At 57.0% G+C, this 24,586-nt stretch carries 26 protein-coding genes and 4 tRNA genes; 19 read left to right on the top strand and 11 right to left on the bottom strand.

Annotation, left to right across the window (positions count from 1 at the left end; translation table 11 throughout):
- Positions 1 to 24: 24 nt before the first annotated feature.
- Positions 25 to 171 (top strand): hypothetical protein, encoded by a 147-nt coding sequence (locus AC2CGQ_RS10655; RefSeq protein WP_154612852.1) that lies wholly within the window; start codon positions 25 to 27, stop codon positions 169 to 171.
- 31 nt (positions 172 to 202) lie between these two features.
- On the opposite strand, the gene AC2CGQ_RS10650 is transcribed toward AC2CGQ_RS10655, so the two are convergent.
- Positions 203 to 1,057 (bottom strand): AraC family transcriptional regulator, encoded by an 855-nt coding sequence (locus tag AC2CGQ_RS10650; protein WP_015377397.1) that lies wholly within the window; start codon positions 1,055 to 1,057, stop codon positions 203 to 205.
- Between the two features lie 389 nt (positions 1,058 to 1,446).
- On the opposite strand from AC2CGQ_RS10650, the gene AC2CGQ_RS10645 reads away from it, so the two are divergent.
- From AC2CGQ_RS10645 to AC2CGQ_RS10630, 4 genes are read left to right on the top strand one after another with little or no spacing between them, the layout of a single operon-like run.
- Positions 1,447 to 2,394: a 4-hydroxyproline epimerase gene (locus tag AC2CGQ_RS10645; RefSeq protein WP_015377398.1), complete on the top strand. Its 948-nt coding sequence runs from the start codon at positions 1,447 to 1,449 to the stop codon at positions 2,392 to 2,394.
- Positions 2,394 to 3,518 (top strand): NAD(P)/FAD-dependent oxidoreductase, encoded by a 1,125-nt coding sequence (locus AC2CGQ_RS10640; protein ID WP_484593659.1) that lies wholly within the window; start codon positions 2,394 to 2,396, stop codon positions 3,516 to 3,518. Before AC2CGQ_RS10645 ends, AC2CGQ_RS10640 begins: the two co-directional genes overlap by 1 nt.
- Complete coding sequence (locus tag AC2CGQ_RS10635) at positions 3,515 to 3,775, top strand: (2Fe-2S)-binding protein (RefSeq protein WP_075684801.1); 261 nt, start codon at positions 3,515 to 3,517, stop codon at positions 3,773 to 3,775. The genes AC2CGQ_RS10640 and AC2CGQ_RS10635 overlap by 4 nt, the downstream gene beginning before the upstream one ends.
- A complete protein-coding gene (locus AC2CGQ_RS10630) occupies positions 3,768 to 5,036 on the top strand; it encodes an FAD-dependent oxidoreductase (RefSeq protein WP_015377400.1) in 1,269 nt (422 codons plus the stop codon). The genes AC2CGQ_RS10635 and AC2CGQ_RS10630 overlap by 8 nt, the downstream gene beginning before the upstream one ends.
- 40 nt (positions 5,037 to 5,076) lie before the next feature.
- Here AC2CGQ_RS10630 and AC2CGQ_RS10625 read toward each other — a convergent pair whose 3' ends face one another.
- Positions 5,077 to 5,436 (bottom strand): hypothetical protein, encoded by a 360-nt coding sequence (locus AC2CGQ_RS10625; protein ID WP_004927961.1) that lies wholly within the window; start codon positions 5,434 to 5,436, stop codon positions 5,077 to 5,079.
- Positions 5,437 to 5,980: 544 nt separating this feature from the next.
- Between AC2CGQ_RS10625 and AC2CGQ_RS10620 the strand changes: the two genes are divergently transcribed.
- Complete coding sequence (locus AC2CGQ_RS10620; protein WP_033633390.1) at positions 5,981 to 6,295, top strand: hypothetical protein; 315 nt, start codon at positions 5,981 to 5,983, stop codon at positions 6,293 to 6,295.
- 171 nt (positions 6,296 to 6,466) lie between these two features.
- Positions 6,467 to 6,898 (top strand): hypothetical protein, encoded by a 432-nt coding sequence (locus AC2CGQ_RS10615; RefSeq protein WP_028128013.1) that lies wholly within the window; start codon positions 6,467 to 6,469, stop codon positions 6,896 to 6,898.
- 17 nt (positions 6,899 to 6,915) lie between these two features.
- Here AC2CGQ_RS10615 and AC2CGQ_RS10610 read toward each other — a convergent pair whose 3' ends face one another.
- Together AC2CGQ_RS10610 and AC2CGQ_RS10605 are read right to left on the bottom strand one after the other, a co-directional pair.
- Positions 6,916 to 7,257: a GlpM family protein gene (locus AC2CGQ_RS10610; protein WP_004927953.1), complete on the bottom strand. Its 342-nt coding sequence runs from the start codon at positions 7,255 to 7,257 to the stop codon at positions 6,916 to 6,918.
- Between the two features lie 123 nt (positions 7,258 to 7,380).
- A complete protein-coding gene (locus AC2CGQ_RS10605; RefSeq protein ID WP_004927950.1) occupies positions 7,381 to 7,605 on the bottom strand; it encodes a DUF2594 family protein in 225 nt (74 codons plus the stop codon).
- 704 nt (positions 7,606 to 8,309) lie between these two features.
- Between AC2CGQ_RS10605 and uvrY the strand changes: the two genes are divergently transcribed.
- The 6 genes from uvrY to AC2CGQ_RS10575 all read left to right on the top strand — a co-directional run bounded on the left by uvrY (position 8,310) and on the right by AC2CGQ_RS10575 (position 12,500).
- A complete protein-coding gene (uvrY, locus tag AC2CGQ_RS10600; RefSeq protein WP_004927947.1) occupies positions 8,310 to 8,966 on the top strand; it encodes a UvrY/SirA/GacA family response regulator transcription factor in 657 nt (218 codons plus the stop codon).
- A complete protein-coding gene (uvrC, locus tag AC2CGQ_RS10595) occupies positions 8,959 to 10,791 on the top strand; it encodes an excinuclease ABC subunit UvrC (RefSeq protein WP_015377403.1) in 1,833 nt (610 codons plus the stop codon). Before uvrY ends, uvrC begins: the two co-directional genes overlap by 8 nt.
- Before the next feature lie 58 nt (positions 10,792 to 10,849).
- On the top strand, positions 10,850 to 11,398 hold the full coding sequence (pgsA, locus tag AC2CGQ_RS10590) for a CDP-diacylglycerol--glycerol-3-phosphate 3-phosphatidyltransferase (RefSeq protein ID WP_004927937.1): 549 nt from the start codon (positions 10,850 to 10,852) through the stop codon (positions 11,396 to 11,398).
- A 144-nt stretch (positions 11,399 to 11,542) separates the two neighbouring features.
- A tRNA-Gly gene (locus AC2CGQ_RS10585) sits at positions 11,543 to 11,618 on the top strand.
- A 712-nt stretch (positions 11,619 to 12,330) separates the two neighbouring features.
- Positions 12,331 to 12,404, top strand: a tRNA-Cys gene (locus AC2CGQ_RS10580).
- A gap of 10 nt (positions 12,405 to 12,414) precedes the next feature.
- Positions 12,415 to 12,500 (top strand) — tRNA-Leu (locus AC2CGQ_RS10575).
- A gap of 163 nt (positions 12,501 to 12,663) precedes the next feature.
- Here the strand turns inward: AC2CGQ_RS10575 and AC2CGQ_RS10570 are convergent.
- Positions 12,664 to 14,004: an anaerobic C4-dicarboxylate transporter gene (locus AC2CGQ_RS10570; RefSeq protein WP_261438388.1), complete on the bottom strand. Its 1,341-nt coding sequence runs from the start codon at positions 14,002 to 14,004 to the stop codon at positions 12,664 to 12,666.
- Between the two features lie 237 nt (positions 14,005 to 14,241).
- Between AC2CGQ_RS10570 and AC2CGQ_RS10565 the strand changes: the two genes are divergently transcribed.
- The 3 genes from AC2CGQ_RS10565 to AC2CGQ_RS10555 all read left to right on the top strand — a co-directional run bounded on the left by AC2CGQ_RS10565 (position 14,242) and on the right by AC2CGQ_RS10555 (position 15,634).
- On the top strand, positions 14,242 to 14,694 hold the full coding sequence (locus AC2CGQ_RS10565) for a PaaI family thioesterase (protein WP_004927931.1): 453 nt from the start codon (positions 14,242 to 14,244) through the stop codon (positions 14,692 to 14,694).
- Between the two features lie 141 nt (positions 14,695 to 14,835).
- Entirely contained in the window at positions 14,836 to 15,117 is a 282-nt protein-coding gene (locus AC2CGQ_RS10560; RefSeq protein ID WP_004927927.1) for a hypothetical protein, read from the top strand.
- Positions 15,083 to 15,634, top strand: coding sequence for a hypothetical protein (locus AC2CGQ_RS10555; protein WP_004927924.1), 552 nt, complete (start codon positions 15,083 to 15,085; stop codon positions 15,632 to 15,634). The genes AC2CGQ_RS10560 and AC2CGQ_RS10555 overlap by 35 nt, the downstream gene beginning before the upstream one ends.
- 57 nt (positions 15,635 to 15,691) lie before the next feature.
- Here AC2CGQ_RS10555 and AC2CGQ_RS10550 read toward each other — a convergent pair whose 3' ends face one another.
- The 6 genes from AC2CGQ_RS10550 to etsA form a co-directional block, all read right to left on the bottom strand.
- Positions 15,692 to 15,961: a hypothetical protein gene (locus AC2CGQ_RS10550; RefSeq protein ID WP_004927920.1), complete on the bottom strand. Its 270-nt coding sequence runs from the start codon at positions 15,959 to 15,961 to the stop codon at positions 15,692 to 15,694.
- A gap of 96 nt (positions 15,962 to 16,057) precedes the next feature.
- On the bottom strand, positions 16,058 to 16,195 hold the full coding sequence (locus tag AC2CGQ_RS10545) for a hypothetical protein (RefSeq protein ID WP_162138956.1): 138 nt from the start codon (positions 16,193 to 16,195) through the stop codon (positions 16,058 to 16,060).
- A 135-nt stretch (positions 16,196 to 16,330) separates the two neighbouring features.
- The gene (gene proP, locus AC2CGQ_RS10540; RefSeq protein ID WP_015377406.1) at positions 16,331 to 17,833 is read right to left on the bottom strand and encodes a glycine betaine/L-proline transporter ProP; all 1,503 of its coding nucleotides are present in this window, start codon (positions 17,831 to 17,833) and stop codon (positions 16,331 to 16,333) included.
- Positions 17,834 to 18,247: 414 nt separating this feature from the next.
- Entirely contained in the window at positions 18,248 to 19,615 is a 1,368-nt protein-coding gene (gene etsC, locus AC2CGQ_RS10535; RefSeq protein ID WP_160125321.1) for a macrolide efflux RND transporter outer membrane subunit EtsC, read from the bottom strand.
- Between the two features lie 3 nt (positions 19,616 to 19,618).
- Positions 19,619 to 21,556 (bottom strand): MacB family efflux pump subunit, encoded by a 1,938-nt coding sequence (locus AC2CGQ_RS10530; RefSeq protein ID WP_166445016.1) that lies wholly within the window; start codon positions 21,554 to 21,556, stop codon positions 19,619 to 19,621.
- Entirely contained in the window at positions 21,553 to 22,743 is a 1,191-nt protein-coding gene (gene etsA / locus AC2CGQ_RS10525; protein WP_015377409.1) for a macrolide efflux RND transporter periplasmic adaptor subunit EtsA, read from the bottom strand. The genes AC2CGQ_RS10530 and etsA overlap by 4 nt, the downstream gene beginning before the upstream one ends.
- A 231-nt stretch (positions 22,744 to 22,974) precedes the next feature.
- On the opposite strand from etsA, the gene cho reads away from it, so the two are divergent.
- The 3 genes from cho (at position 22,975) to AC2CGQ_RS10510 (ending at position 24,518) form a co-directional block, all read left to right on the top strand.
- Positions 22,975 to 23,823: an excinuclease Cho gene (gene cho, locus AC2CGQ_RS10520; protein ID WP_484593658.1), complete on the top strand. Its 849-nt coding sequence runs from the start codon at positions 22,975 to 22,977 to the stop codon at positions 23,821 to 23,823.
- Between the two features lie 112 nt (positions 23,824 to 23,935).
- Positions 23,936 to 24,032 (top strand) — tRNA-OTHER (locus AC2CGQ_RS10515).
- A gap of 186 nt (positions 24,033 to 24,218) precedes the next feature.
- Positions 24,219 to 24,518: a sigma-S stabilization anti-adapter protein IraP gene (locus tag AC2CGQ_RS10510; RefSeq protein WP_015377411.1), complete on the top strand. Its 300-nt coding sequence runs from the start codon at positions 24,219 to 24,221 to the stop codon at positions 24,516 to 24,518.
- The last annotated feature ends 68 nt before the right edge of the window (positions 24,519 to 24,586 follow it).

Here is a 24,586-nt window from a genome sequence, read left to right as displayed (position 1 = left end):
TTGTCCTGTCGTCCGAAAGTGTTAATGAAAAGTGAATCTTTGGTAAGGCTCACCGACAGATTGACCGGTATTGCGCAGGGAGGCTTGACGCTTTTCGCCGATTGCCGCGACGAAATTGGCACAATAGCGGCGGAAAGCGGGCGTGAAAAATCGGGCGTCGGTACGCCGTGAGAAGAGAGGGTTAACGGGGTAAATCAGCGCGTTAAGCGGAAAGCGTCAGGCGAAAATCGCGCGGCGTGGAGCCGGTCATCGCTTTGAACTGACGGCTGAAGGCGCTGTGATCGGTATAGCCGCACTGCAGCGCGATGTCCGTGATCGGCAGATCGCCGGCCAGGAGTTCCGTGGCCTTTTCCAGCCGCACTTTGTGGATCATCTGGCGCGGGGTGAGGTGGAAGATACGTTTGCAGTAGCGTTCGATCTGCGCCACCGATAACCCGGTCAGCGCCGTCAGCTCTTCAAGCGCGATCGGTCTGGCGTAGTGGCGGCGGATATGCACGTCGATCGCCGCCAGCCGCTGGTAGGCCGGATGATTGGCTCTGGCCTCCTGCAGATCGTGAGAAATACCCGCCATACCGATGATTTTTCCCTGCGCGTCATACAGTGCCAGCTTTTGCGTCAGGCACCAGCCGGTTTCTCGGCCGTTGTACAGGTGCATTTCCAGCTGATCCTGGATCAACACGCCGTGGCGCAATACCCGCAGATCCTGCTCGGTATAGCCGGATCCGAGCTGAGCGGGAAAAACGTCGGCGGAGGTTTTGCCCAGCAGCGGCGTCACGGTTTTGAAACCGCAGCGCCTGGCCAGCGTCAGGTTAGCCAGCAGGTAGCGAGCCTGGGCGTCTTTGATAAAGAACACCACGTTGGGGATCGCGTTCAGCAACGGCGCGATCAGCGCCAGCGTATTCAGCAGATCGCGCAGGTTGTTCGGGCGCTGCTGCGCCAGCCCGTCGCACAGGCGCGACAAATGTTCGACGGCGAAAACGTCCTCCTGATCCGGCAGCCCCACCAGGGCTGGCGGCGAGAGAGAAATCTGATGTTGATGGTCTGAAATGGATCGCATAGCAGTCCCTTTTCGGTCGTTAGCCGGAAAAACAGGCGAGCCAGATTGGCGCTTTCGCATCAATATTAACTTTTTTGTAACGAAGCAAGCGCTATTTCCGGCGGGCTGCCAAATATGCGGATTGCCGCATACTTTTGCCGGACGGTGATTGGCGGTTGCTTGAAAACTGAGGCGTTTCTCGCTACACAAGGGTTTAGCATGAAAATAACGACATGATAAATAAGTCATTATTATGACAACCGTTAAACTCATACCCGCGACGCGTCAGGCCTGACGTTTGTCACTGTGCTGATTTCTTCATTCGCTGCGCCGAAATGCATCAAGCCGTCATGCTCACATTCGTTCAGGCTAATGCCATTGGTAACATCTCATTAACCCAGGAGACGCCGATGGCACTTTCTGCGCATATCACCGCTTTGCGGGCGATCGATTCTCATACCGGCGGAGAGCCGACCCGCCTGATCGTGGAAGGTTTTCCCGATCTCGGCGAGGGTAGCATGGCGGAACGGCGGGCGCGTTTCGCACAACATTATGACGATTGGCGCTGCGCGGTGATGCTCGAACCGCGTGGCAATGACGTGCTGGTGGGGGCATTGCTGTGCCGCCCCTGCTCGCCACAGGCCACCGCCGGGGTGATCTTCTTTAACAACAGCGGCTATCTGGGCATGTGCGGGCACGGCACTATCGGGCTGATCGCTTCGCTGGCTCATCTGGGGCGCATCCACGCCGGGCGCCACCTGATCGAGACCCCGGTCGGCCCGGTAAGCGCCACGCTGCATGATGACGGCAGCGTCACGGTGGAGAACGTGGCGGCTTATCGCTACCGCCGCCAGGTGCGGCTTGAGGTTGCCGGTCACGGGCCGGTGACGGGTGACATCGCCTGGGGGGGCAACTGGTTTTTCCTGATCGGCGAGTCACCGTTGCCCATCGATAAACACAATCTGGAGGCCTTGACCGCGTTCACCTGGGCGGTGCGACAAACGTTGGAACAGGCGGGCATCCGCGGTGAAGACGGCGGAGCGATAGACCATATCGAACTGTTCGGTGACGATCCGCAGGCCGACAGCCGCAGCTTCGTGCTGTGCCCCGGCAAAGCCTATGACCGTTCTCCGTGCGGTACCGGCACCAGCGCCAAACTGGCGTGTCTGGCGGCGGACGGCAAACTGCCGCCGGACACGCAGTGGCGGCAGGCCAGCGTGATCGGCAGCGAATTCCAGGCCTATTATCGTTGGAACGGCGATCGCATTGCCCCCTTTATTCGCGGGCAGGCCTATGTGTGCGCCGATAGCCAACTGCTGCTCGACGAACGCGATCCCTTCGTCTGGGGGATACGCTGATGGGCGCCGAGCGGGGAGCCGATGTCATCGTGGTCGGTGCCGGTATCATCGGCGCCGCTTGCGCCTGGCGGCTGGCGCGGGAAGGGTATCGTGTCTCGGTGGTGGATGATCGCCGCGCCGGCGCCACCGCCGCCGGTATGGGGCATCTGGTTTGCATGGACGATAATCCTGCCGAGCTGGCGTTGAGCGCTTATTCGCTGCGGTTGTGGCGCGAAGTGACGGGGCGCATGCCGGAAACCTGCGCCTGGCGTGGCTGCGGTACGCTGTGGTTGGCGGATCAAGCGGATGAAATGGCCATCGCCGAGCAAAAGCGGGCGCGGCTGGCGGAGCAGGGCGTGGCCGCGGAACTGCTGACGGCAGAGCAGATCGCCGTCATGGAGCCGATGCTGCGGCACGGCCTGGCCGGCGGACTGCGGGTGCCGGGCGACGGCATTCTGTATGCGCCGCTCGCGGCTCGCTGGCTGTTGACCGACCGTGGTGCGGCAATTGACGTGGTGCATGGTGAAGCGACAGCGTTGGAAGAGGAAGCCGTGCGGCTGGCGGACGGCAGACGTCTGGCCGCGCCGGTGGTGGTCCTGGCCTGCGGCCTTAGGGCCAATAGCCTATTACCGCAGACTTTGCTTCACGCCAAGAAGGGCCAACTGGCGATCACCGATCGCTACCCGCCGCGGGTGCGGCATCAACTGGTGGAGCTGGGGTATGGCGCCAGCGCGCATGCCAGTAACGGCACGTCGGTGGCTTTCAATGTGCAGGCGCGGCCCACCGGACAATGGCTGATCGGCTCTTCCCGCCAGTTCGACGCCGTCGATTCGGCGTTGGACATGCCGCTGTTGGCGGCAATGCTTACGCGTGCACAGCATTTCTTGCCCGCACTGGCGCAGATGAACATCATTCGCTGCTGGACCGGGTTGCGCGCCGCCTCTGCCGACGGGCTGCCGCTGTTGGGCGTGCATCCGCGGCATTCCTGGCTGTGGCTGGCGCTGGGGCATGAGGGATTGGGCGTCACGACTGCGCTCGGCAGCGCTGCGCTGATTACTGCGCAGATTGGCCGGCAAACGCCGGAGATTGACGATTCCCCGTATTTGGCTGCGCGGGCGTTTGCCGCCGAGGAGTTGCCTGTATGAATGAAAGACAAAATACGATCGCGTTGATCATCGATGGAGAACACCGGCGGGTGCCGGTTGGTCTCAGCGTTGCTGCGGCGCTCAGCCTGTGCGGCGACGATCGTTGTCGGTTATCTGTTTCACACCAACCGCGGGCTCCCTTTTGTGGCATGGGCGTTTGTCAGGAGTGCCGGGTGACCATTAACGGCCTGCGTCGGCTGGCGTGCCAAACGCTGTGCCAAGCCGGCATGCGCATAGAGAGGAACGATGATGAGTAACTTCAGTTGTGAGGTGCTGATCGTCGGTGCCGGGCCGGCCGGCATGGCGGCTGCGCTGGCCGCTGCGGAAAGTGGTGGCCAGGTGCGAATGATTGATGATAATCCGCATCCCGGCGGGCAAATCTGGCGCGACGGGATGCAGGTGGCTTTACCTGAAACGGCGAACCGCTATCGGCAGGCGGTGGCGGCGCGGGAAAATATTGCGCTGCAGTCTGGCTGCAAGCTGGTGGCGCAGTGTGGCGCTAACCGATTGGCATATGAAGACGCCGAGGGCTGCGGCGTGATTCGCTATCAAAAGCTGATTTTATGCAATGGCGCGCGTGAATTGTTGTTGCCGTTTCCCGGCTGGACGCTGCCGGGGGTGACCGGCGCCGGTGGTCTACAGGCGCAAATCAAGCAGGGGTTGGCGATCCGCGGCGAGCGAGTGGTGATCGCCGGCAGTGGTCCGCTGCTGTTGGCGGTGGCCGACAGCGTGAAACAGGCCGGTGGAGAGGTGGTCATGTTGGCGGAGCAGGCGCCGCTTTGGCGGTTGGCGGCGTTTGCCGGCGGCCTGTGGCGCTGGCCGGCCAAGCTGCGTCAGGCGTTTTCTCTGATGCCGCATCGTTACCGTGCCGGTAGCCGGGTGCAGGCGGCGTTGGGGCAAGCACGTTTAACCTCGGTGCGTGTCAATAACGGCGGGCGGGAAAGAACGATCGCCTGTGACAGGTTGGCCTGCGGTTTTGGTCTGGTGGCGAACATTGAGTTGGCGATGCTGCTGGGGTGTCGGATAGAGCATGACGCCGTAGCGGTGAATCATTGGCAGCAAACCAGCCAGGTGCAAATTTTTGCTGCCGGGGAGTGTACCGGCATCGGCGGCAGTGAATTGGCGCTCACTGAAGGCGCCATTGCAGGTTATGCCGCCACCGGGCAGCGGGAAAAGGCAGAGCGCCTGGCGGCGCAGCGGCGGCGGTGGCGGCGTTTCGCCACGGCGGCGGCAAGTGCCTTCGCACTCGATGAGCGCTTGAATTCGCTGGCCAATCCGCAAACGTTACTGTGCCGCTGCGAAGACGTTACGTTGGAACAGGTACGCCATCAGCCGGATTGGAACACGGCTAAGATGAACAGCCGCTGTGGTATGGGGGCATGCCAGGGTAAAGTCTGCGCAACGGCGGCGAGGCAGCTTTTGGGCTGGCCTTTGCCGTCGCCGCGTGTGCCTTTAACGCCGGTCAGGACAGAAACGCTGGTTGCGCTGGGGCTGAACCGATGTGATGACGATGGTTGAATGGGTTAGCGGCATCTCGCCCCAGGCAAACGCCGCCACATTACCATTGCGGCCAATAGTAGGTTTTCTCCCGCCAGCCTTTGCCGTACATACAGGCTTCGATGGTGGCGTCTCGGGCGGACTGATTGCGATCGGTCTGCACTGTTTTAATCGACGGCTCCTTGTCGTAGCGGTATCCCGATGGACAGTCTTTCTTATTCTTCTCGCAAGGAATGTATTTGTTTTCGTAGCTGAACTCCACGTCCCGCACCACGTCCGGGGGGAAGCGATCGTATCCGCGGCTGCGGCATTCGGCATATTCGGCATTCCGGGTACTCTCAACCGCGCCAGGCCTTTCCCATTGGGTGCAGGCGGTCAACATCAATAACGGCAAAACAATCAAACAACGGCAATTCTTCATGGTGTCCCTAACTCTTTCTCTATCCTGAGGCTCGCAGCCTAGGAATGTTCCTAACTGACGAGGTGGGAAAGTGTAATAAACTGGCGGAACAATTGGAAATGATAATGGTTATTGTTTAGGTGTGATTGAGGAAGTGCCGCGTTGAGAGAGGATGTGGTGCATTGAGGGCAGTCTGTAAGGATCCGCGACCTCACGGCGAGGGCTGGACGATGTGGCATTGATTTTATTCATTCTCTTTATGCCGCAATGATCCGACCGCAATTGCATCGTTTTAATGAGGGAAATAATATGCAGGCTAAGTATTTTCTTATCCGGTATGACTATTATTTTTATTTAGGATATTTACCCATACCAAGGATTTAATGCTCAGTATTAATACCTTATTTTTTTATTTCTGTTTTTTTATTGGGGTTTTATTTTCAGGTTTTTTCTGGGGAAGGCTTTTTGGTTACAGGGAATTCATTTGCATTTTAAATTTGGATTTTTTAAATTCATTTTAGAGGAAGGATAACCGTACGCGACAGAGTCAAAAAAGGAGTTTATTTTGTCTGGGATAAAGAAAACGCCTGAAAGTCATGACGGTTTACCTTCACCATCAGAGGATTATGATACTTTTAAGCACCTCTCCGATGTTGGCGCCGTGTTGGGATATGGGCGAACCCGCTTTTATCAGTGGTGCCGTGGGCGCGGATTTCTAACCCCGATGAACGTTCCGTCCCATGAAATGATCAGCCTGGGATATATGGTGGCGGTGTTATCAGAGACCGGTCATACCCGGGTTTATGTCACGCAGGATGGTTTCAGTTACGTCAGTGGTGCTTTTGCGGCAGATATCCAACGTGGCATGATCAAGTTTTAAATCTGCAAGAATCGCCTTTATTTCAATGGCTTTAATGCGGAATCTTCTTATCCCTGCAGGTCCGTGATAGGAGTGGGAAGTTATCCGATTTTTTCGTCTCTGCGGTATGAAGGCTACTGGAGACAGCTATTCTCTTGCTACGATAAGCATTATTTTCTTCAGGAGCCAAGGATGAAGCATTACGCCGCGTTGTTATTTGCCTCTGCACTGCTGACGGGGTGTGCGACTCAAGCCGTACCGCCGCAACAGGCTGAGTTGCCCCCCCCAAGCCGTCTGATGCTCTATCAGAATATCCCGGATACGCCTTACGCTACGGTGGTCGTGGTGCGCGACAGCGGAATGCTGGCGGGCAGCTGCCGCACTGGCGTCTATGTGAATGGGGAGTTTGCCGCTTCACTCGAGGCAAAAGAAAAAGCAGAGTTTCGCGTGCCGCCAGGCAATATTTCGGTCAGTATCGGGCAAGATATGATCGAGAACTCTCTATGTATTTGGCGTGAAACCAGCGGCAGCGTGCCGATGACGCTGCGCGCCGGTGAAAGCCGCTATCTGCGCATCGCCGGCGATCGGCAGCGAGGCTTCGTGTTGCAGGCAGGGCGGCCGTAACAGCCCAGGCAAGGGCGTTAACGCCCTTGCCACCATCCCCACAGCGTAATTAATAGCCACGCCGCCGCAATCCAGCACAGTACCGCCGCCCCCAGCGCTAACGACAGCCGCAGGCTGTTAATCAGGAAATACAGCGAAATCAAATATACCAGGTAGGGCAATACCGCCCACATGCCGAAAATCAGCGTCGTTTTCAGTGCCGCAATTGAACGTTCGCTGCCGACAATGTAATGCGCAATCAGGGCGAAAGTGGGAAAGAGCGGGACTAAACCGGCGATATAATAGTTGCGCGTTTTGGCCAGCAGGCCGATTAGAACCACGACCAGCGCGCCGATCAGCGCTTTGACAAGGATGCCCATAACGGTCTCGGGTGTGGGGGAGAAAGTCAACACACTGCCCGAAAGCACGTGCAAGATCAATGGAGTGTGGCGCAGCGTGGTGAAAAGCAGACCCACAAGAAGTGCGGGTCTGGGGCGCAACGCTTACTGACGGTAAGCGTGCTTGATTTGCTGAATGCTGTTCTTGAAGATTTCTGCCTGAGTCGGATCTTCAATCTGCGCGATGAAACGTTCCATGTTGATGATGACTTTCCCGGCGTCGGCCTGGCCGATCGACTTCAAGATCAGCGTCAGCGTAGCTTTGAGGCAGGCAACCTCGGTCGCCAAGATTTCCGGGTTTGCAGACGTAGTGAAATCAACGTTGCTCATTTTCTCTCCTGATTTTTTGAGGCCGTAGCCTGATACAAGCTGCTTTGGCGCACCGCGCGCGGGCTAAAAAGTAGCCCCGGGCGCGGCGGCGAATTTAACTGGGCGCGGAGTATAGCATAGCATGAGTCTGTCATCTGCACCGGGCTTGCTCAGGTCTCGCGGGTGGGCAACGTTCGCTCATTGCCTGTCTGAATCATCTACTCTTGGCAAGTTATTTCGAGGTGGTTAACAAGTATTTTTCCGGTACGTTATTGTTGAACAATCGGGGTTATTATAATTATTGGGGGCGGAGGCGCCGATTTTACCGGCGTTTGCCGGGAATAATAGTTTCGACCGAGGGTTGCCGGACCCACGTTGGCCGCAGATTTTGTTACGCCTTTAAATATCAAATGATTACAAACAGCCAACAGCCGTGTTAATATTATTCATGTCGTGATTGCTTACACAGATTTCTCCCTCGCGGCATGATTGTCGCGCTATCCTGTGTCAGACGCAGCGCGACGAAATTATTTTCGTCGCCCGATCTTTTCCGACGTGACGATTTATCGGCGGCATAGACGGCTAAAATTGAAAAATCAGCTCTGCTCCGCAAAGTTATTCGGAAGTATGTATTAATCTGTGTTCATTCTTGTCTGAAAAACAAGTAATATCTCTGGCGAAAACAGAGGCCGATTGCGTTACTCCCTTTTTTTGGAGATTTTTCCTTGATTAGCGTTCTTCTTGTTGATGACCACGAACTGGTGCGCGCAGGGATACGACGCATTCTTGAAGATATCAAAGGTATAAAAGTTGTCGGTGAGGCTCAGTGCGGTGAAGACGCCGTAAAATGGTGCCGCGGCAACGCTGTCGATATCGTGCTGATGGACATGAATATGCCGGGCATTGGCGGGCTGGAAGCCACGCGCAAGATTGTGCGTTATGCACCCGACGTCAAAGTCATCATGTTGACCATCCATACTGAAAACCCTTTGCCCGCGAAGGTGATGCAGGCGGGTGCCGCCGGTTACCTGAGCAAGGGCGCCGCGCCGCAGGAAGTGATTAACGCCTTGCGTTCCGTGCATGCCGGGCAGCGCTATATCGCGTCTGATATCGCACAGCAGATGGCCCTGAGTCAGTTGGAACCGCAGGCTGAAACGCCGTTCAGCTGCTTGTCTGAACGCGAGTTACAGATCATGTTGATGATCACCAAAGGCAAAAAAGTGAATGAGATCTCGGAACAACTGAGTCTCAGCCCGAAAACGGTGAACAGCTACCGTTACCGCATGTTCAGCAAACTGAATATCAGCGGCGACGTCGAATTGACTCACCTGGCCATCCGACATGGATTGTTCAATGCGGAGACGTTGTTAAGCAGTGAATGACCGTTTTGATGCCAAAGCCTTCCTGAGTACCGTCACCAGCCAGCCCGGCGTCTACCGTATGTATGACGCCACGGGTACGGTGATCTACGTCGGTAAAGCCAAAGACCTGAAAAAGCGTCTCGCCAGCTATTTTCGGCAGCAGGTCAGCAGCCGTAAAACCGAGACGCTGGTTAAAAATATCGCGCAAATAGACGTAACGGTTACCCACACCGAGACAGAAGCGCTGCTGTTGGAACATAACTACATTAAATTGTACCAACCGCGATATAATGTTCTTTTGCGAGACGATAAATCTTACCCGCTGATTTTTCTCAGTGCGGATACCCATCCCCGTTTGGCTGTGCATCGCGGCGCCAAACACGCCAAAGGCGAATATTTCGGGCCTTTCCCTAACTCTTACGCCGTGCGCGAGACGCTGGCGCTGCTGCAGAAGCTGTTCCCAATCCGCCAGTGCGAAAACAGCGTGTATCGCAACCGTTCGCGTCCGTGCCTGCAGTATCAGATCGGCCGCTGTTTGGGGCCTTGTGTTGCCGGGCTGGTGAGCGAAGAAGAGTACCGGCAGCAGGTGGATTACGTGCGGCTGTTTCTTTCTGGCAAAGATCAGCAGGTATTGCACCAGCTGATTGAGCGTATGGAAGAAGCCAGCAAACTGCTTAATTTCGAAGAAGCGGCGCGCATTCGCGATCAAATTCAGGCTGTGCGCCGCGTCACAGAACGGCAGTTCGTGTCGGGCGACAGCGACGATCTGGACGTGATCGGCGTGGCGTTCGATGCCGGTATGGCGTGCCTGCACGTGCTGTTCATCCGTCAGGGCAAGGTGCTGGGCAGCCGCAGCTATTTCCCTAAAGTGCCGGGCGGCACGGATATGGGTGAGGTGGTGCAGACCTTTGTCGGCCAGTTCTATCTGCAAGGCAGCCAGGCGCGTACGCTGCCCGGCGAGATCCTGCTGGATTTCAGCCTGCCGGAAAAAGACCTGCTTGCGGAATCGCTCTCCGAGTTGGCGGGGCGCAAGATCCAAATTCAAAGCAAACCGCGCGGCGATCGCGCCCGTTATCTGAAACTGGCGCGCACCAACGCGGCAACGGCGTTGACCACCAGGCTGTCGCAACAGTCGACGATCCATCAGCGGCTGGCGGAATTGGCCAAAGTGCTGAACCTGACGGAAATCAACCGTATGGAGTGCTTCGATATCAGCCATACCATGGGTGAGCAGACCGTGGCTTCGTGCGTGGTGTTCGACGGAAACGGCCCCGTGCGAGCGGAGTATCGGCGTTACAATATCAGCGGCATTACTCCTGGCGATGACTACGCGGCGATGACGCAGGTGCTGAAGCGCCGTTACGGCAAGGCGCTGGAAGAGAAAAAGATCCCGGATGTCATCTTCATCGACGGCGGTAAAGGGCAGCTCGGCATGGCGATCGACGTATTCAAATCGCTGAATGTTACCTGGGACAAGAATAAGCCGCTGTTGATCGGCATCGCCAAAGGCGCCGACCGCAAGGCAGGGTTAGAAACGTTGTTCTTCGTGCCGGAAGGTGAAGGGATTTCTCTGCCGCCGGATTCGCCGGCGCTGCATGTGATCCAACACATCCGCGACGATTCGCACAATCATGCCATTACCGGTCACCGGCAGAGAAGGGCGAAAGTCAGGAATACCAGCGCATTGGAGCTGATTGAAGGCGTAGGGCCGAAACGGCGCCAGGTGCTGTTGAAGTATATGGGCGGACTGCAACCTTTGTTGAACGCCAGCGTGGAGGAAATTGCAAAAGTGCCGGGTATTTCACAAGCATTGGCAGAAAAGATCTACAATGCATTGAAACACTGAGGGCAATGTAGCAACATACTCTTAATTTCCACTCTAGCCAGATAGTTACCGTAGCATTATGCAATTGAATATACCGACTTGGCTTACCCTGTTTCGCGTAGTTCTGATCCCATTCTTTGTGCTGGCGTTTTATCTGCCGTTCAACTGGGCTCCGATGGTTTGCGCCGTTATCTTTGTGTTTGCCGCCGTCACCGACTGGTTTGACGGCTTCCTGGCACGTCGCTGGAAACAAACGACGCGCTTCGGGGCGTTTTTGGATCCGGTCGCGGACAAAGTGATGGTGGCGGTGGCGCTGGTGCTGGTGGCGGAGCACTACCACAGCTGGTGGATCACGCTGCCGGCGGCCACTATGATCGCCCGTGAAATCATCATTTCGTCGCTGCGCGAGTGGATGGCGGAAATTGGCAAACGCAGCAGCGTGGCGGTGTCCTGGATCGGCAAAGTGAAAACCATGGCGCAGATGATGTCGCTGGTGGGCTTGCTGTGGCGGCCGGATCGTTCCGTAGAGTATGTGGCGATTGGCTTGTTGTATATCGCGGCGGTGCTGACTTTCTGGTCGATGTTCCAATATTTGAACGCGGCACGCAACGATTTGCTGGAACCGTGATCGATACGCTGCAAAAAGCGGCAAACGATCGTGGTGTGCCAACAATTTTATTGACTCATCACGTCAGGTAAGTAGAATGCATCGCATCAGACGACAACGATGAATTGCCGAAAGATAGCAAAGAAATCAGTAAGTTCTGGTAATGCGGGAATAGCTCAGTTGGTAGAGCGCAACCTTGCCAAGGTTGAGGTCGCGAGTTCGAGCCTCGTTTCCCGCTCCAAACATTAGCCTGTTGAATCTTCGTGATTCGGCAGGTAAGAAAAAGGGGCTTCGGCCCCTTTTTCGTTTTCTATTCCTTTGCCGTCCGGCGAAACCTTTCTTCATCTTCCTGCATCGATTCTTGTCCCTATATCTCCTGCCATTTTCATACCGCAGGATACTCCTGAAAACAGGCACATTTGATTGGATATCATGTCGATGCTCTGTGGGGTATTGATGCCGAGCCATCGTGCAGCGTACAACGCGATGTGAGTCTCCAGTTCTGCAGTTGCGTTGGTCGTTCAGGGCGGTGGCACCGAAGATTGCGCGATGTCCCCATGATGATGCTTTGCCCGGTACCCCATGATCGTAAGCAAATGAAAAGCCGGGGAGGGCACGGGTAAGCGATTCCTGTCGAGAAAAAAGATCCGATTTGCCCGTGAATCCCTAAGCCGATGCATATAAAATCAACATTCCGCTTGCCTTTCCGTTGGCATTGTGAACAGTGCGCCCACAAAATAAGCAGTTGAAAGCGTTAGAGAACTTTTTGCTATTTCGGGGGGTTGCCAAGGTGGGGGGTTTAGTCCATAATGCAGTCCATCGATTCGGCGGTGACGAAATAAATTACTTAAGAATCAGATGATTAAGATAAGCGATTTCAACATCGCGATTGAAAAGAACAAAACGAAGTGGGTGAATCACCGGCTTTGGCCTGAAAAGGCAAACAGAATAAAGGCGCGTTAACAAAGCGGTTATGTAGCGGATTGCAAATCCGTCCAGTCCGGTTCGACTCCGGAACGCGCCTCCAACTTTCCCGAGCCCGGGTGGTGAAATCGGTAGACACAAGGGATTTAAAATCCCTCGGCTTATGGCTGTGCGGGTTCAAGTCCCGCCCCGGGTACCAGGGAACAAAAATACCGAATAATCAAAGCAATAAGTAGTAATGTCGTAAACCGCCGAGAGGCGGTTTTTTTGTTTTTGTAATTCGCGTTACGCCTGCATTTTTTCCTTTCTTGTCATGCCGCTACCCTGCCTGCAGGGAGCCCCGCAGGGCTCCGAAGTACAACTCATAAGAAACCGAACGCCGCAGCGAGGATCCAGCCGAAGACGCAGGAGACGCTGACGCCAATCAGGCCGGGCAGAATAAAGCTGTGGTTGATCACGAAGCGGCCGATGCGGGTGGTGCCGGAGCGGTCGAACTGAATTGCCGCCAGATCGCTGGGGTAGGTCGGTAAAATATAATAACCGTAGCAGGCCGGCGCTGAAGCGACGATATAGGCCGGGTTGACGCCGATCGCCAGCGCCACCGGCACCAGCGCCGCCAGCGCGGCAGCCTGCGAATTGACGAATTTCGACACCAGCAGCAGGATCAGCGCATAGGCCCAAGGGTACTCTTTCACCAGCACGCCCAGCGTGGCTTCTATCTGCGTCAGGTGCGCGCCGAACATGGTTTCCGCCATCCAGGCGACGCCATACACCGCCACGATGGCAATCATGCCGGAACGGAACACCTCGTTTTTAGAGATAGACGCCGGGTTGGTGCGGGTGATGATAACGATCAACGCCCCGGCCATCAGCATGCACATCTGGATCACCAGAACCATGGAGAGCGGCTTGCCGCCGAAGCTGGGCCGCAGGCCGGAAAAGGCCCCCAGCACCGCCACCAGGGCGATGGTGGCGAGGAAAATCCACATGGCGATCCAGTTGCTGCACGGCAATACCCGGTCCAGCAGGGTAGCGGCGTCGCCGTAGACATAGCGATGGTTCTCCGGCACCGAGATGAACTTCTGGAACTCCGGATCTTTGTCCAGGTCTTTGCCGCGGAACCAGCTGAAGATGCCGATCGCCAGAATGCCGCACAGCGTTGAAGGGATGGTGATAGACAGCAGATCGAGGAATTCCAGATGGCGGCCATTGAAGGTGTAGCTGCTGAGCATTGCCACCAGTGACACCACCGCCACCGAGACCGGGCTGGCGATAATGCCCATCTGCGCGCCGATCGAACTGGCCGCCATCGGCCGTTCCGGGCGGATATTATTTTTGATCGCCACGTCATAGATGATCGGCAAGATGGTATACACCACATGGCCGGTGCCGCACAGGATAGTGAGAATACAGGTGACGAAGGGGGCGATGATCGAGACATAACGCGGGTTGCGCCGCAGCATCCGCTCGGCGATCTGCAGCATGACGTCCAACCCGCCTGAGGCTTGCAGGGTGGCGGAGGCCGCCACCACCGCGATGATCACCAGCATCACGTCTACCGGCGGTTTGCCGGGCTGCAGGTGAAAGCCAAACACCAGGATCATCAAACCGATACCGCCCAGTAACCCCAACGCAATGCCGCCCTTACGCGCCCCATACAGCAGGCATGCCAATATAACCGTTAATTGCAGAAAGAAATCCATGATAGATACGCCTTAATAATGTTGAACTTAACTGCGTTCAGTTTCCGGCGGTGTTTACAGTAGAAAGTTGTTTTAAATCTAAAGGCGCTAAAAAATTGTGGTTATTAGCTCTAAAGAGTGATGACGGTCACGTTCAGAGAATCTGAAGAGCAGGCGGCTGACGACATCAGCACGAAAAAGCAAGTTAAGAGGTCAGACCTCTCCTATATAACCGGTTTACCACCAGAGGAGAGAGCAATGGATCCGACAAAAATGACCGGGCTGGCGTTATTACAGGCTGCGATGGCTGGCAAGATCCCACCGGCCTCGATCGCTGAAACCGTGCCCATGAAACCGGTCGCGGTGGAAGAGGGGTATATCCGCATCGCGGCGCGGGCCGACGGGCGCCATCTGAATCCACTGGGGGGCGTACATGGCGGTTTCGCCGCCACGGTTTTGGACTCGGTGACCGGTTGCGCGGTGCACAGTACGCTGGGCGCGGGGATTGGCTATGGCACCGTCGATCTGCAGGTTAAAATGTTGCGCCCTGTGCCGAAGGAAACTGATCTGATCGCCGAGGGGCGTCTGGTCTATGCGGCGAAGAACGTCGCTTTTGCTGAAGGCACGCTCAAAACGGCGGAAGGGAAGCTGCTGGCTTCGGCAACCGCCACTTGCTTTATTATTCGCCCCACCGAACAAGCACCGCAATAACCTGCTTTTTATCGGGCTTCGGGCTATCAACCCGGAGCCGGATGCATTTATCTTCGGCTGCATGCCTTGCTGCGCTACGATGGCAGGCGCGATACGCCATTGTGGTCTAGTATTCTTGGGTGAAAATTTATCGGGGTGATTATGCAGCCGTATAAAGAGGTTGAGTTTGATCATGAGCTTTGTCTGGCGATCGGCAAAGCCGTATTAGACGTGGTGGCGCAGGGGGAAGAAACCAGCGCTCCGGCGGTGATGAACGCGATTGAGCGGTCGGTGGCGCAGGGTCTGAATGACGACGAAACCGCCATCGCCGACGACGCCCTGGATGTGATGGCTCGTCTCATCCACGGTTTCAGATTCATTAATCTCGCGGGTGAAGAGGATACTCCCCATGCATTGGTTGAATTTCAAGCGCTACAAGAGTGACGTTGCCAAACAGGCCGTGCCGCCGCATTTGAATGCGGCTGAATTTGCGCGGCATTACGCCGACAAGCCGCAAGCCGATACGGAAGAGTACCTTTCGTTGAGCGGGGAGATGTGCTGGGATGCGGTGGTGCTTTGCGCTCACCGTTCAGGTGCGCTCAGCAAGGCGAAATACAAGCAGCTGTGGCTGACGGTGTTCGATAAGCAATATAAACATTTCGTCAGCCCTGATGATACCGAGATCCGCACCATGGCGGATATGCTACGCGCGCCGCAGGGATGTTTTATCGGTATATTTTCCATGCGCGATGCGGCGGCGCCCCGATTGCTGCATGCCATGATCGGCACCGGTGCGGGATTTGCCGCGGGCAATAAAAATCTTTGCATCGGCGTGGGCGGCGCGGTCGGTTGGGAAAATCTCAATCTGGCGCGCGATCTGCGCTGGCAGCCGGAAGGCGGTTTTTTACGCCAGGGCGACAACGAAGTGCTGCGCATTTTTTATCGGCCTTTCCCCGCCTGAACCACCGGCCGCAGGCTTTTTAGGATAAAAGACCGCCGCCCGGCGGTTTTTTGTTGCTTACTTAAACCCGCCGTTGCGTATGAACTCGAGACCGGCGGTGGTGATCCGCGTTTGGTGCGGATCGATATCATAGTTGTTCTCGTCGATGTCGCTCATCACATAGGCTTGTATCAGCCCCTTGGTTTTAAGATAGGCGAAGGGATCGGCGAAGGCGTGCGGGCTGGTGGCGTCCTGCTTCCACAGTTCGTAGGTTTTTTCATCCAGCGTGCCGGGGTGATTGGCGGCCAGGTGGGTCAGGATCTGATTGTAGAACTCATAGTCGGTCATGATGCGGTCCTCTTTATCGCGAGCGACAGTCTCGGAAAATGGCGTAACGTCTATCAATCATAGCCGAAGTTTCCCACCGCCTGCGGCGGCGTCGGGTTAGCCGCGTTGGCTTTCAATCCAGTGAAACAGACGTGAAATGCTGAAGGTGATATCGCCAATGTTGAAAAGCGCGCCGAGCCACAGGGTCAGCATCACCAGGATGCCGATAATGATGGGAAGGTCCATTTTGCTCATGATCATGTTCTTCATCAATAAAGAGTGTGCGGCAAAGCGTACCACCAATCCTGATTGTCATAAAAATGCGCTGCGCATTATTTCTTTTGAAATCAAAGTAAAAAAGCCACCCAAACGGGTGGCTTTCAGCGGCGATCAGTCCAGCTTGGGGTGCTGGTCTATCAGGATCTGCTTTTTCTTTTCCAGCTCGGCGATCTGCGCGTTGATGTCCTCGACTTTCTGTTCGATGTTGTCGTAGGTCTCCTGCAGCAGTTCTTTCGCTTCGGTACGGTCAGAAGCGGCCGGCGTCGCGCCGCGCAGCGGCTTGTTGGCGGTCTCTTTCATGTACAGACCGGTGATAAGACCGATCACCGCCACAACCATCAGGTAGTAGGCCGGCATGTACAGGTTGCCGGTCGCTTCGACCAGCCAGGCAGCGACGGTCGGTGTTGCACCGGCGATCAGTACCGAAATGTTGAACGAAATCGCCAGCGCGCTGTAGCGGATGTGTGTCGGGAACATTGCCGGCAGAATCGAGGCCATTACCCCGGTGAAGGAGTTGAGCAGCACCGCCAGCACCAGCAGGCCGACGAAGATCAGGCCGATGACGTTGCTGTTGATCAAAATGAAGCACGGGATCGCCAGCGCCAACAGGCCGATGCTGCCGCCGATGATGAACGGCTTACGACCGATACGGTCGCTGGTCAGGCCGATTACCGGCTGCACGAACAGCATGCCGATCATGATGGCGATGATGATCAGAACGCCGTGATCCTCCGAGTAGTGCAGGTTATGCGACAGGTAGCTCGGCATGTAGGTCAGCAGCATGTAATAGGTCACGTTGGTGGAGATCACGATACCGACGCACACCAGCAAACTTTTCCAGTGTTTGGCCGCGATCTCTTTGAACGAGGTTTTCGGCGGATTTTCGATGGCGTTGCGGTCCTCTTTCTCCATCTTGTCCACGTGCTGCTGGAACGCCGGGGTTTCTTCCAGCGCATGGCGCAGATAGAGACCGATCAGGCCCAGCGGTGCGGCGATGAAGAACGGAATGCGCCAGCCCCAGTCGAGGAAGTTGGCTTCACCGACGATGCTGGAGATCAGCACCACCACGCCGGCACCCATCACAAAGCCGGCGATGGAGCCGAAATCCAGCCAGCTGCCCATAAAGCCGCGTTTGCGGTCCGGTGAGTATTCGGCGACGAAGATCGCCGCACCGGAATATTCACCGCCGACGGAGAAGCCCTGCGCCAGTTTGGCCAGCAGCAGCAGGATCGGGGCCCAGATGCCGATCGACGCATAGGACGGGATCAGGCCGATACAGAAGGTGCTGACCGCCATGATGATAATGGTGACCGAGAGAACTTTTTGCCGGCCGAACTTGTCGCCCATAGCGCCGAAGAACAGGCCGCCGAGCGGACGCACCAGGAAGGGCACGGAGAAGGTCGCCAGCGCGGCGATCATTTGTACGCCGGGAGAGGCGCCGGGGAAGAAGACCTGGCCAAGCGCATAGGCGACAAAGCCGTATACGCCGAAGTCGAACCACTCCATCGCGTTGCCCAGGGCCGCCGCGGTGATCGCCTTCTTGAGTTTGCTGTCATCGATGATGGTGATGTCGTTAATGTGCATCGGTTTATGTCGTTTTTTTCTTAACTTCATATAATCATCCCTTAATGAATTATTCGTTGTTCGTGAAAGCGTCATCTCCGTTCACTGTTGTTTTCGAGTTATCAAATCGGCTAATAGAATCGCGATTCAAAACGATTCATTATCCACATTTAAGTTGGGATGTGGATCACAAAATATCGTCGTTTATGCCAAGATTATGTCATTTAGGTGACTAATTATTTTGCATCTATAGCTTAACGTTATATCTTGCGGCGATCAAATCCAGCAGTTTAACTTAAGTATTTGCACCGATTTGGTGCGAGAATAGTCTAATAATTGTGCTATTTGACGGTTTTTCGTCTGATTGATGATGTTTCAAGTATAGAGAGTACGGGAGATAAAACAGGAAAAATTGATGTGTTCGTCGCTAAAAAAACGCCTGACCAACTGGCCAGGCAGTTTGGATTAGGGCGCCGACGAACCGCCGAACTCCAGATAGATTTTCGCCAGGTTCTGGTACTGCGCGAAGCGGTTTTCGTCTACCGCCAGTTCCGCCTGACGGCGTTGCTCCTGAGCGTTTAGCCAGTCGGTAATGGTGACGGCGCCCTGCCGGTAGCGCACCTCGTTCAGCCGCTCCGATTTGCGCGCCAGCGCCAATGAGGCGCGCAACTGCGTCTCCTGCGCCAGCAGCTGCGTGCGCAGTGACAGCGCATTGTTCACATCGCCCATCGCTTTGTACAGCGCCTGCTTGAAGGCCAGAACTTGCTGTTCATAGTCGTTGCGGGCGATCTTGATCTCCACGCCCATTTGCCGCCACTGCAGGAACGGCAGCGTCAGGCTGGCGCTGAGGCTGCCCGTCGGGTTGCGCAGGAATTCCAGCAGCGCGCTGCTGCTGGCGCCCAGTGAACCGGTCAGGCTGAACTCGGGATAGTATTGCAGACGTTTTTCATCGACGTTGGCCAGGGCGGCGCGCAACCGCAGCTCTTGAGCGCTGAGATCCGGGCGACGGCTCAGGACGCTGGCGGGAATGCCGGTGTTGATCTGCGGCATCGCCGCCGTCGGCAGGCGTGCGGGCGCGATGGTGGCCTGGCCCGAAGGCGCACCCAGCAGCACCGCCTGTTCGTTCAGCGCCTGTTGGCGTTCGTGCTGCAACGCCAGCAGTCGGCTTTCCTGCGTCAGCAAGCTTTGCTCCGCGTTCACCACGTCCAGCGCCGAGATGCTGCCGGCCTGATAACGGGCGTTGGCCAGCCGTAGCGTCGTTTTGGCATAGGCGATGCTCGCCCGGCTGACGTCGATCTGCTGATTGAGGAAGCCGATGCGCCAGTAATTCGTGGCGGCGTCGGCCAGCAGCGTCAGGCGCGCCGTTTGCAGATCCTGCTCGGAAGCCTGGCTGGCCCACTCGGCGGCGTCGCGCTGGCGTGCCAGTTTACCCCACAGATCGACTTCATAGCTCGTAGAGAGTGTCGCGTTGCTGGTTTTATTCCACGCGGAGGACTCGGACAGCGGGCGATTAATGCTGCTGCCTAATGAGGCGCTGACGCCGGGCGCGGTGCTGATGCCGACGCGTTCCGCCTCGAGCCGCGCGCGGTAAACGCGCAGCACGGCGGCGGCCAGATCGTTATTGCTCGCCATCACCAGTTGCAGCCAACGATCGAGCTCGGGATCGTGGAAATCGCGCCAGTCGAACGGCGTCGGCGCGGCGTTGTCGGCAGCGTATTGCCACCCCGCAGGATAGTTGACCTGCGGCGCCTGGTAGTCGCTTTTCAGGGCATTGCCGCAGCCGGCGGTGAGCAGGGCGGCGAGGCTTAACGCCAGGGGAGATAAAATTTTCATGGGTTACTCGCTGGCCAATGAAACGACCGGATCCATCCTTGCCGCTTTGCGGGCGGGGAGATAACCGAAGATCATGCCGATTAAGGTTGAACAGAAAAACGCCGTGGCGGCGGCTTGCCAGGAATAGATGGCGGTGAACATGCCGCCCGCCAGCGAGGTGAACAGCGACCCGGCGGCGAACGATAGCGCGATGCCCAAAGCACCGCCGATCAGACAGACCAGCACCGCCTCTATCATGAACTGTTGCATGATGTCGCTGCGCCGCGCGCCGACCGCCATGCGCACGCCGATTTCGTGGGTGCGTTCGGTCACCGAGACCAGCATGATGTTCATCACGCCCAGGCTGCCGATCACCAGCGCGATGGACGCCACCATCAGGATCAGCAGGCTGAAAGTCATTGACGTGCGTTCGATGGACTTTCGGATTTTATCGAAGTTGTACAAACGGAAATCTTTTACGCCATGGCGTTGGGTCAACAGCTGTGTGATAGCGGTGACGGCCGATTCGCTGGCGACATTGTCCTTTAGCCGAACGGTGATGCCGCTGAGCGTCGGTTTGCCTACCATGCGATACATCACCGTGCTGTAGGGCATCCAAACAGTAATGCGATTGGGCGCGTAGTTGCGATTGCTTTTCGCCACACCGATCACCCGTGCCGGCACCGAGCCGAGAAACACGATCTGGCCGAGCGGCTCGACGCCGAAATCGCCGAACAGCGCCTGGCGCGCATTGTCGTCGATGATCACTTCCTGCAGCGCATTACGATCGTCGCGGAAAGTCACGCCTTGTAACAGCTCGACGCCGTTAACGCGGAAATAGTCGCGCCCGACGCCGGTGATCGAGGCGGTGGCGGATTTGCTGCGAAAACGGATGCTGTCGGAAGCGTCTACTTCCGGGCTGACGCTGTCGACGAAGCTTTGCTGCGCCAGCGCGTCGGCATCGGCCGGCACCAAGGTGCGGATGCTGTCGATGGCGTCGTCGAAGAAATCGCGGCCCGGATAGATGCTTACCACGTTAGTGCCGAGATCTTTGAGGTTTTCCAGCGTGCGCTGTTTGGCGCCTTCGCCCAGCGCCACTACCGTGACCACGGCGGCGATGCCGAAGATGATGCCGGTCATGGTCAGCGCGGTGCGCAGACGATGAGCGTTCATCGCTTTCAGCGCCATGTGCAGCGATTCGCGGGTGCGGTCGATTAGGCGTTGCCAGCCGCTTTGCCGGCTGCGGTTCGGCGGCGGCAACGATGGGCCGGACGCCGATTTGCGGCCGCTGTCAGCGATGATCTTGCCGTCTTGCAGTTCGATGACGCGCTGCGCATGTTGCGCCACGTTCATATCGTGGGTGACGATCACCACGGTATGGCCGCGCTGATTCAGTTCGCTCAGGATCGCCAGCACTTCCTGGCCGGATTGGGTGTCCAGCGCGCCGGTCGGTTCGTCCGCCAGGATAATTTCGCCGCCGTTGATCAGGGAGCGGGCGATGCTGACGCGCTGCTGTTGGCCGCCGGAAAGCTGGCCGGGCTTGTGGTCTTCGCGTCCCTCCAGGCCTAACCGCGCCAGCAGTTGCGCCGCCCGCAGCCGCCGCTGATCGCGCCGGGCGTTGGCGTAGATGGCCGGGATTTCGACGTTGCCCAGCGCGCTGAGATCGGGCATCAGGTGATAGCGCTGGAAGATAAAACCGATATGTTCGCGGCGCAGGCGGGCCAGTTCGTCCGGCGACAGGTGGGCGGCGTTCTGGCCGCTGATGTAGTAATCGCCGCGATCCGGCACGTCGAGGCAGCCCATGATGTTCATCAGCGTCGATTTGCCTGAGCCGGAAGCGCCGATGATCGCCACCAGCTCGCCGGCGGCGATGGTCAGATCGATGTCTTTCAACACCGTTAACGCTTGACCGCCGTTGGTGTACGTTCGGCTGATGCCTTTTAGTTCGATGATCGCGTTCACAGGAAGATGCCATCCTCAGCCGATTTGGCGGCGGGCTGCGACAGCACCACGGTTTCACCGGCTTTCAGGCCGCTGAGGATCTGAATGTCGACATTGTTGGTGATGCCGGTGGTCACTTTGCGCGTTTCCAACCGCTGGTCCTGGGTCAGCACCTGCACCTGCTGCATTTCTCCTTCGGCTTTATGCACCGCCTGGATCGGCACCAGCAGGGTGTTCTTCGCGTCGCCGAGCAGCAAGGACACCTGCGCGGTCATGGCAATGCGCAGGCGGTTCTCCGGGTTGGGTACGTCCAGCAGCGCGTTGTAATAGACCGAGGCGTTCGAGGTGCCGGAGCCGGAAGCGGAGCTGGTGCCGGCGAGCGAATCGTCTTTCATCACCGATTCCGGCGCCAGCTCGATGGTGCGCAGCGTGGCGTCGTACCGTTTATCCGGATCGGAGAAAATAGTGAAGTACGCCTTTTGCCCCGGTGAAATGCGGGTGATGTCGGCTTCGGAGATCTGCGCCTTGATGGTCATCATATCCAACCGCGCCAGCTTGACGATGGTCGGCGCGCTTTGGCTGGAGTTGACCGTTTGCCCCTGCTGCGTGACCACGGCGATAACGATGCCGTCCATCGGCGCAACCACGCGGGTATAGCCCAGATCGATTTTTTTCTTCTCGACTTCGATCTGCGATTGCACCAACTGCGCATTGAGCGCCTGCAGATCGGCGCGAGTGGTGGCGAGCGAGGCTTCGGCAGTTTCGAAGTCTTCCCGCGAACTGGCTTCGTCGTTCAGCATGCGGCGCTGGCGTTTGAAACGCGACTCCGCCTGTTTCAGCAAGGCCTGTTTGGCTAACATATTGGCTTTGACTACGTTCAGCGCCGCCTCGGCGTTGCGCAGATCGTTGCGCTGTTGCAGATCGTCGATGTCGGCGATCGGTTGCCCTTTGGTGACGCGATCGCCCAGCTTGACCTTCAGCGATTTGACTTCGCCGGAGACGCGGGCGCCGACGTTGACGCGTTCGATGGCATCCAGCCGCCCGGTGGCCAGCACGGCGTTTTCGATATCGCCCAGGCGGGCCGGCGCGGTAACGTAATCCTGCTGCGGCGGGCGTTGCCAAAAGATGGCCAGCGCGACGGCGACGGCGATGAAAACGATGGCGGCGAGCAACGCCAGACGGCGGGAGGGGAGTTTCAGTGATGACATACCCAGGTTTTCCATAACGATAAAAGCGGCGGTTCCAGTCTGCCATCATGGCAGCGCCAGCTTGAACTGGCGCTAAACGTGAGGCGCTTTCCCGCTGGAAAGGGGATAGTAAAGGCTTTCCCGTTAAAGATCACGGTGAGTTATTATCCGCCGGGTGTGCAACCGGCTGCAGGGCGCGTTATACTGGCTAAAAAACCAGTATTCATTCATCAGCAGGATAATGCCACCGCCATGATGCCAAACCGCCTCGAGCCGGAACTCGACATTTATCAATACCCGGAGCACCTGCGCGCCTGCCTGGCGCCGTTGCCTAAAGGGCCGGGCGTGTATGTGTTTCACGGTCAAAGCGAGAGCCTGCCGCTTTACATCGGTAAAAGCGTCAATATACGCAGCCGGGTGATGGCGCACTTCCGCGCGCAGGACGAGGCTAAAATGCTGCGCCAAACTCGACGCATCAGCTTTATCGAGACCGCCGGTGAGTTGGGCGCATTGCTGCTGGAGGCGCAGTTGATCAAACAACAACAGCCGCTGTTCAACAAACGTCTGCGGCGCTCGAAACAGCTTTGCGCGCTGCGCTTGCAGGCAGATGCGGTGACGATTGCTCACGCCAAAGAGATCGACTTCGCCGTCACGCCCGATCTCTACGGGCTGTTTGCCAATCGCCACGCCGCGCTGGAAAAGCTGCGCGCCATCGCCGACGAGCATCGTTTATGTTACGGCAAGCTGGGGATCGACAAGCTGCCCGCCGGGCGAGCCTGTTTCCGTTACAGCCTGCGCAAGTGCGCCGGCGCCTGCTGTGGCGTGGAGTCGGCGCAGGAACATGCTCTGCGGCTTAGCGCGGCGCTTGAACAGTTGCGCATCGCCTGTTGGCCGTTCGCCGGACGCGTGGCGCTGGAGGAGCAGGGCGAGACGCTGCGTCAGTACCATGTGATCCACAATTGGTTTTATCTGGGCTCGGTCGGCAATCTGGCGCAGGCGAAGTTGCTGCAGAGCGCGGCCAGCCACTTTGACAGCGATGGCTACAAGATTCTGTGCAAGCCGCTCATCGGCGGCGATTACCGGATTATTGCGCTGCCTTAATGCCAGAACGCTATCGATAACCTAAGACTTATCTGTAAATTCAGGGCATTATGCTAAAAAAGCTTGAGTCCATAATGTTGTTATGGATAATGGCACCCCGAAGCGAAGGAACGCGCTATTAACTCAGTTGGCAGAGTGATTGGTTTTATAATGGCTTGTTTTGGCTTGAAAATTGATAGACGCGGGTTCGAGTCCTGCATAGCGCGCCAGCTTTCTTTCCCTTCACCTCACCGCGTTTACCGTAAAGCGCACCCGGGTTGATTTGCACTATCGGCTCCTCGTTGGGATTTTCGGGTGTGCTTTACCGTAACCGCTGGCTTTCCTTCCTCTTTCTCTTTCGATCCTTTGCTAAACTGTAATCAGGCAGGCTTGCTGCCCGGCAACAGGAGGTCGATATGTCTCACTCCGAGCAACTGCAGGAGCTCTTGCAACGCGTCGCCGCCCTTGAGGCGAGGGAGAAAGCGCTGAGCGCCGCGTCCAACGCTTACCAGGCGATTATCACCACCATGTTGGGCAATATGGAGAAGGTCGAACGTGACCGGATCATCGCCATGATCGATCAGGCCCATGAAATCGCCTACGCTCGCGCCATTCAACGCAGCAACGAACCGCAAAAGCAAAAAATCAAACAGGCCGACGACGTCGCCCAGCGCATGTTCATGTTTGCGCAAGGCAAAGCCGCTCAGCCGCGCTGAAGCCGAACTATAACAGTTGCCGCCATTAAGTTGGCTAACTGATCTACCCGGCAAAACTGTACTTGTGT

It is taken from the genome of Serratia sp. DFXYC6, from assembly GCF_057196085.1.
Note: the sequence above shows the minus strand (reverse complement) of the source record. Positions and strands in the feature narration are given on the sequence as shown.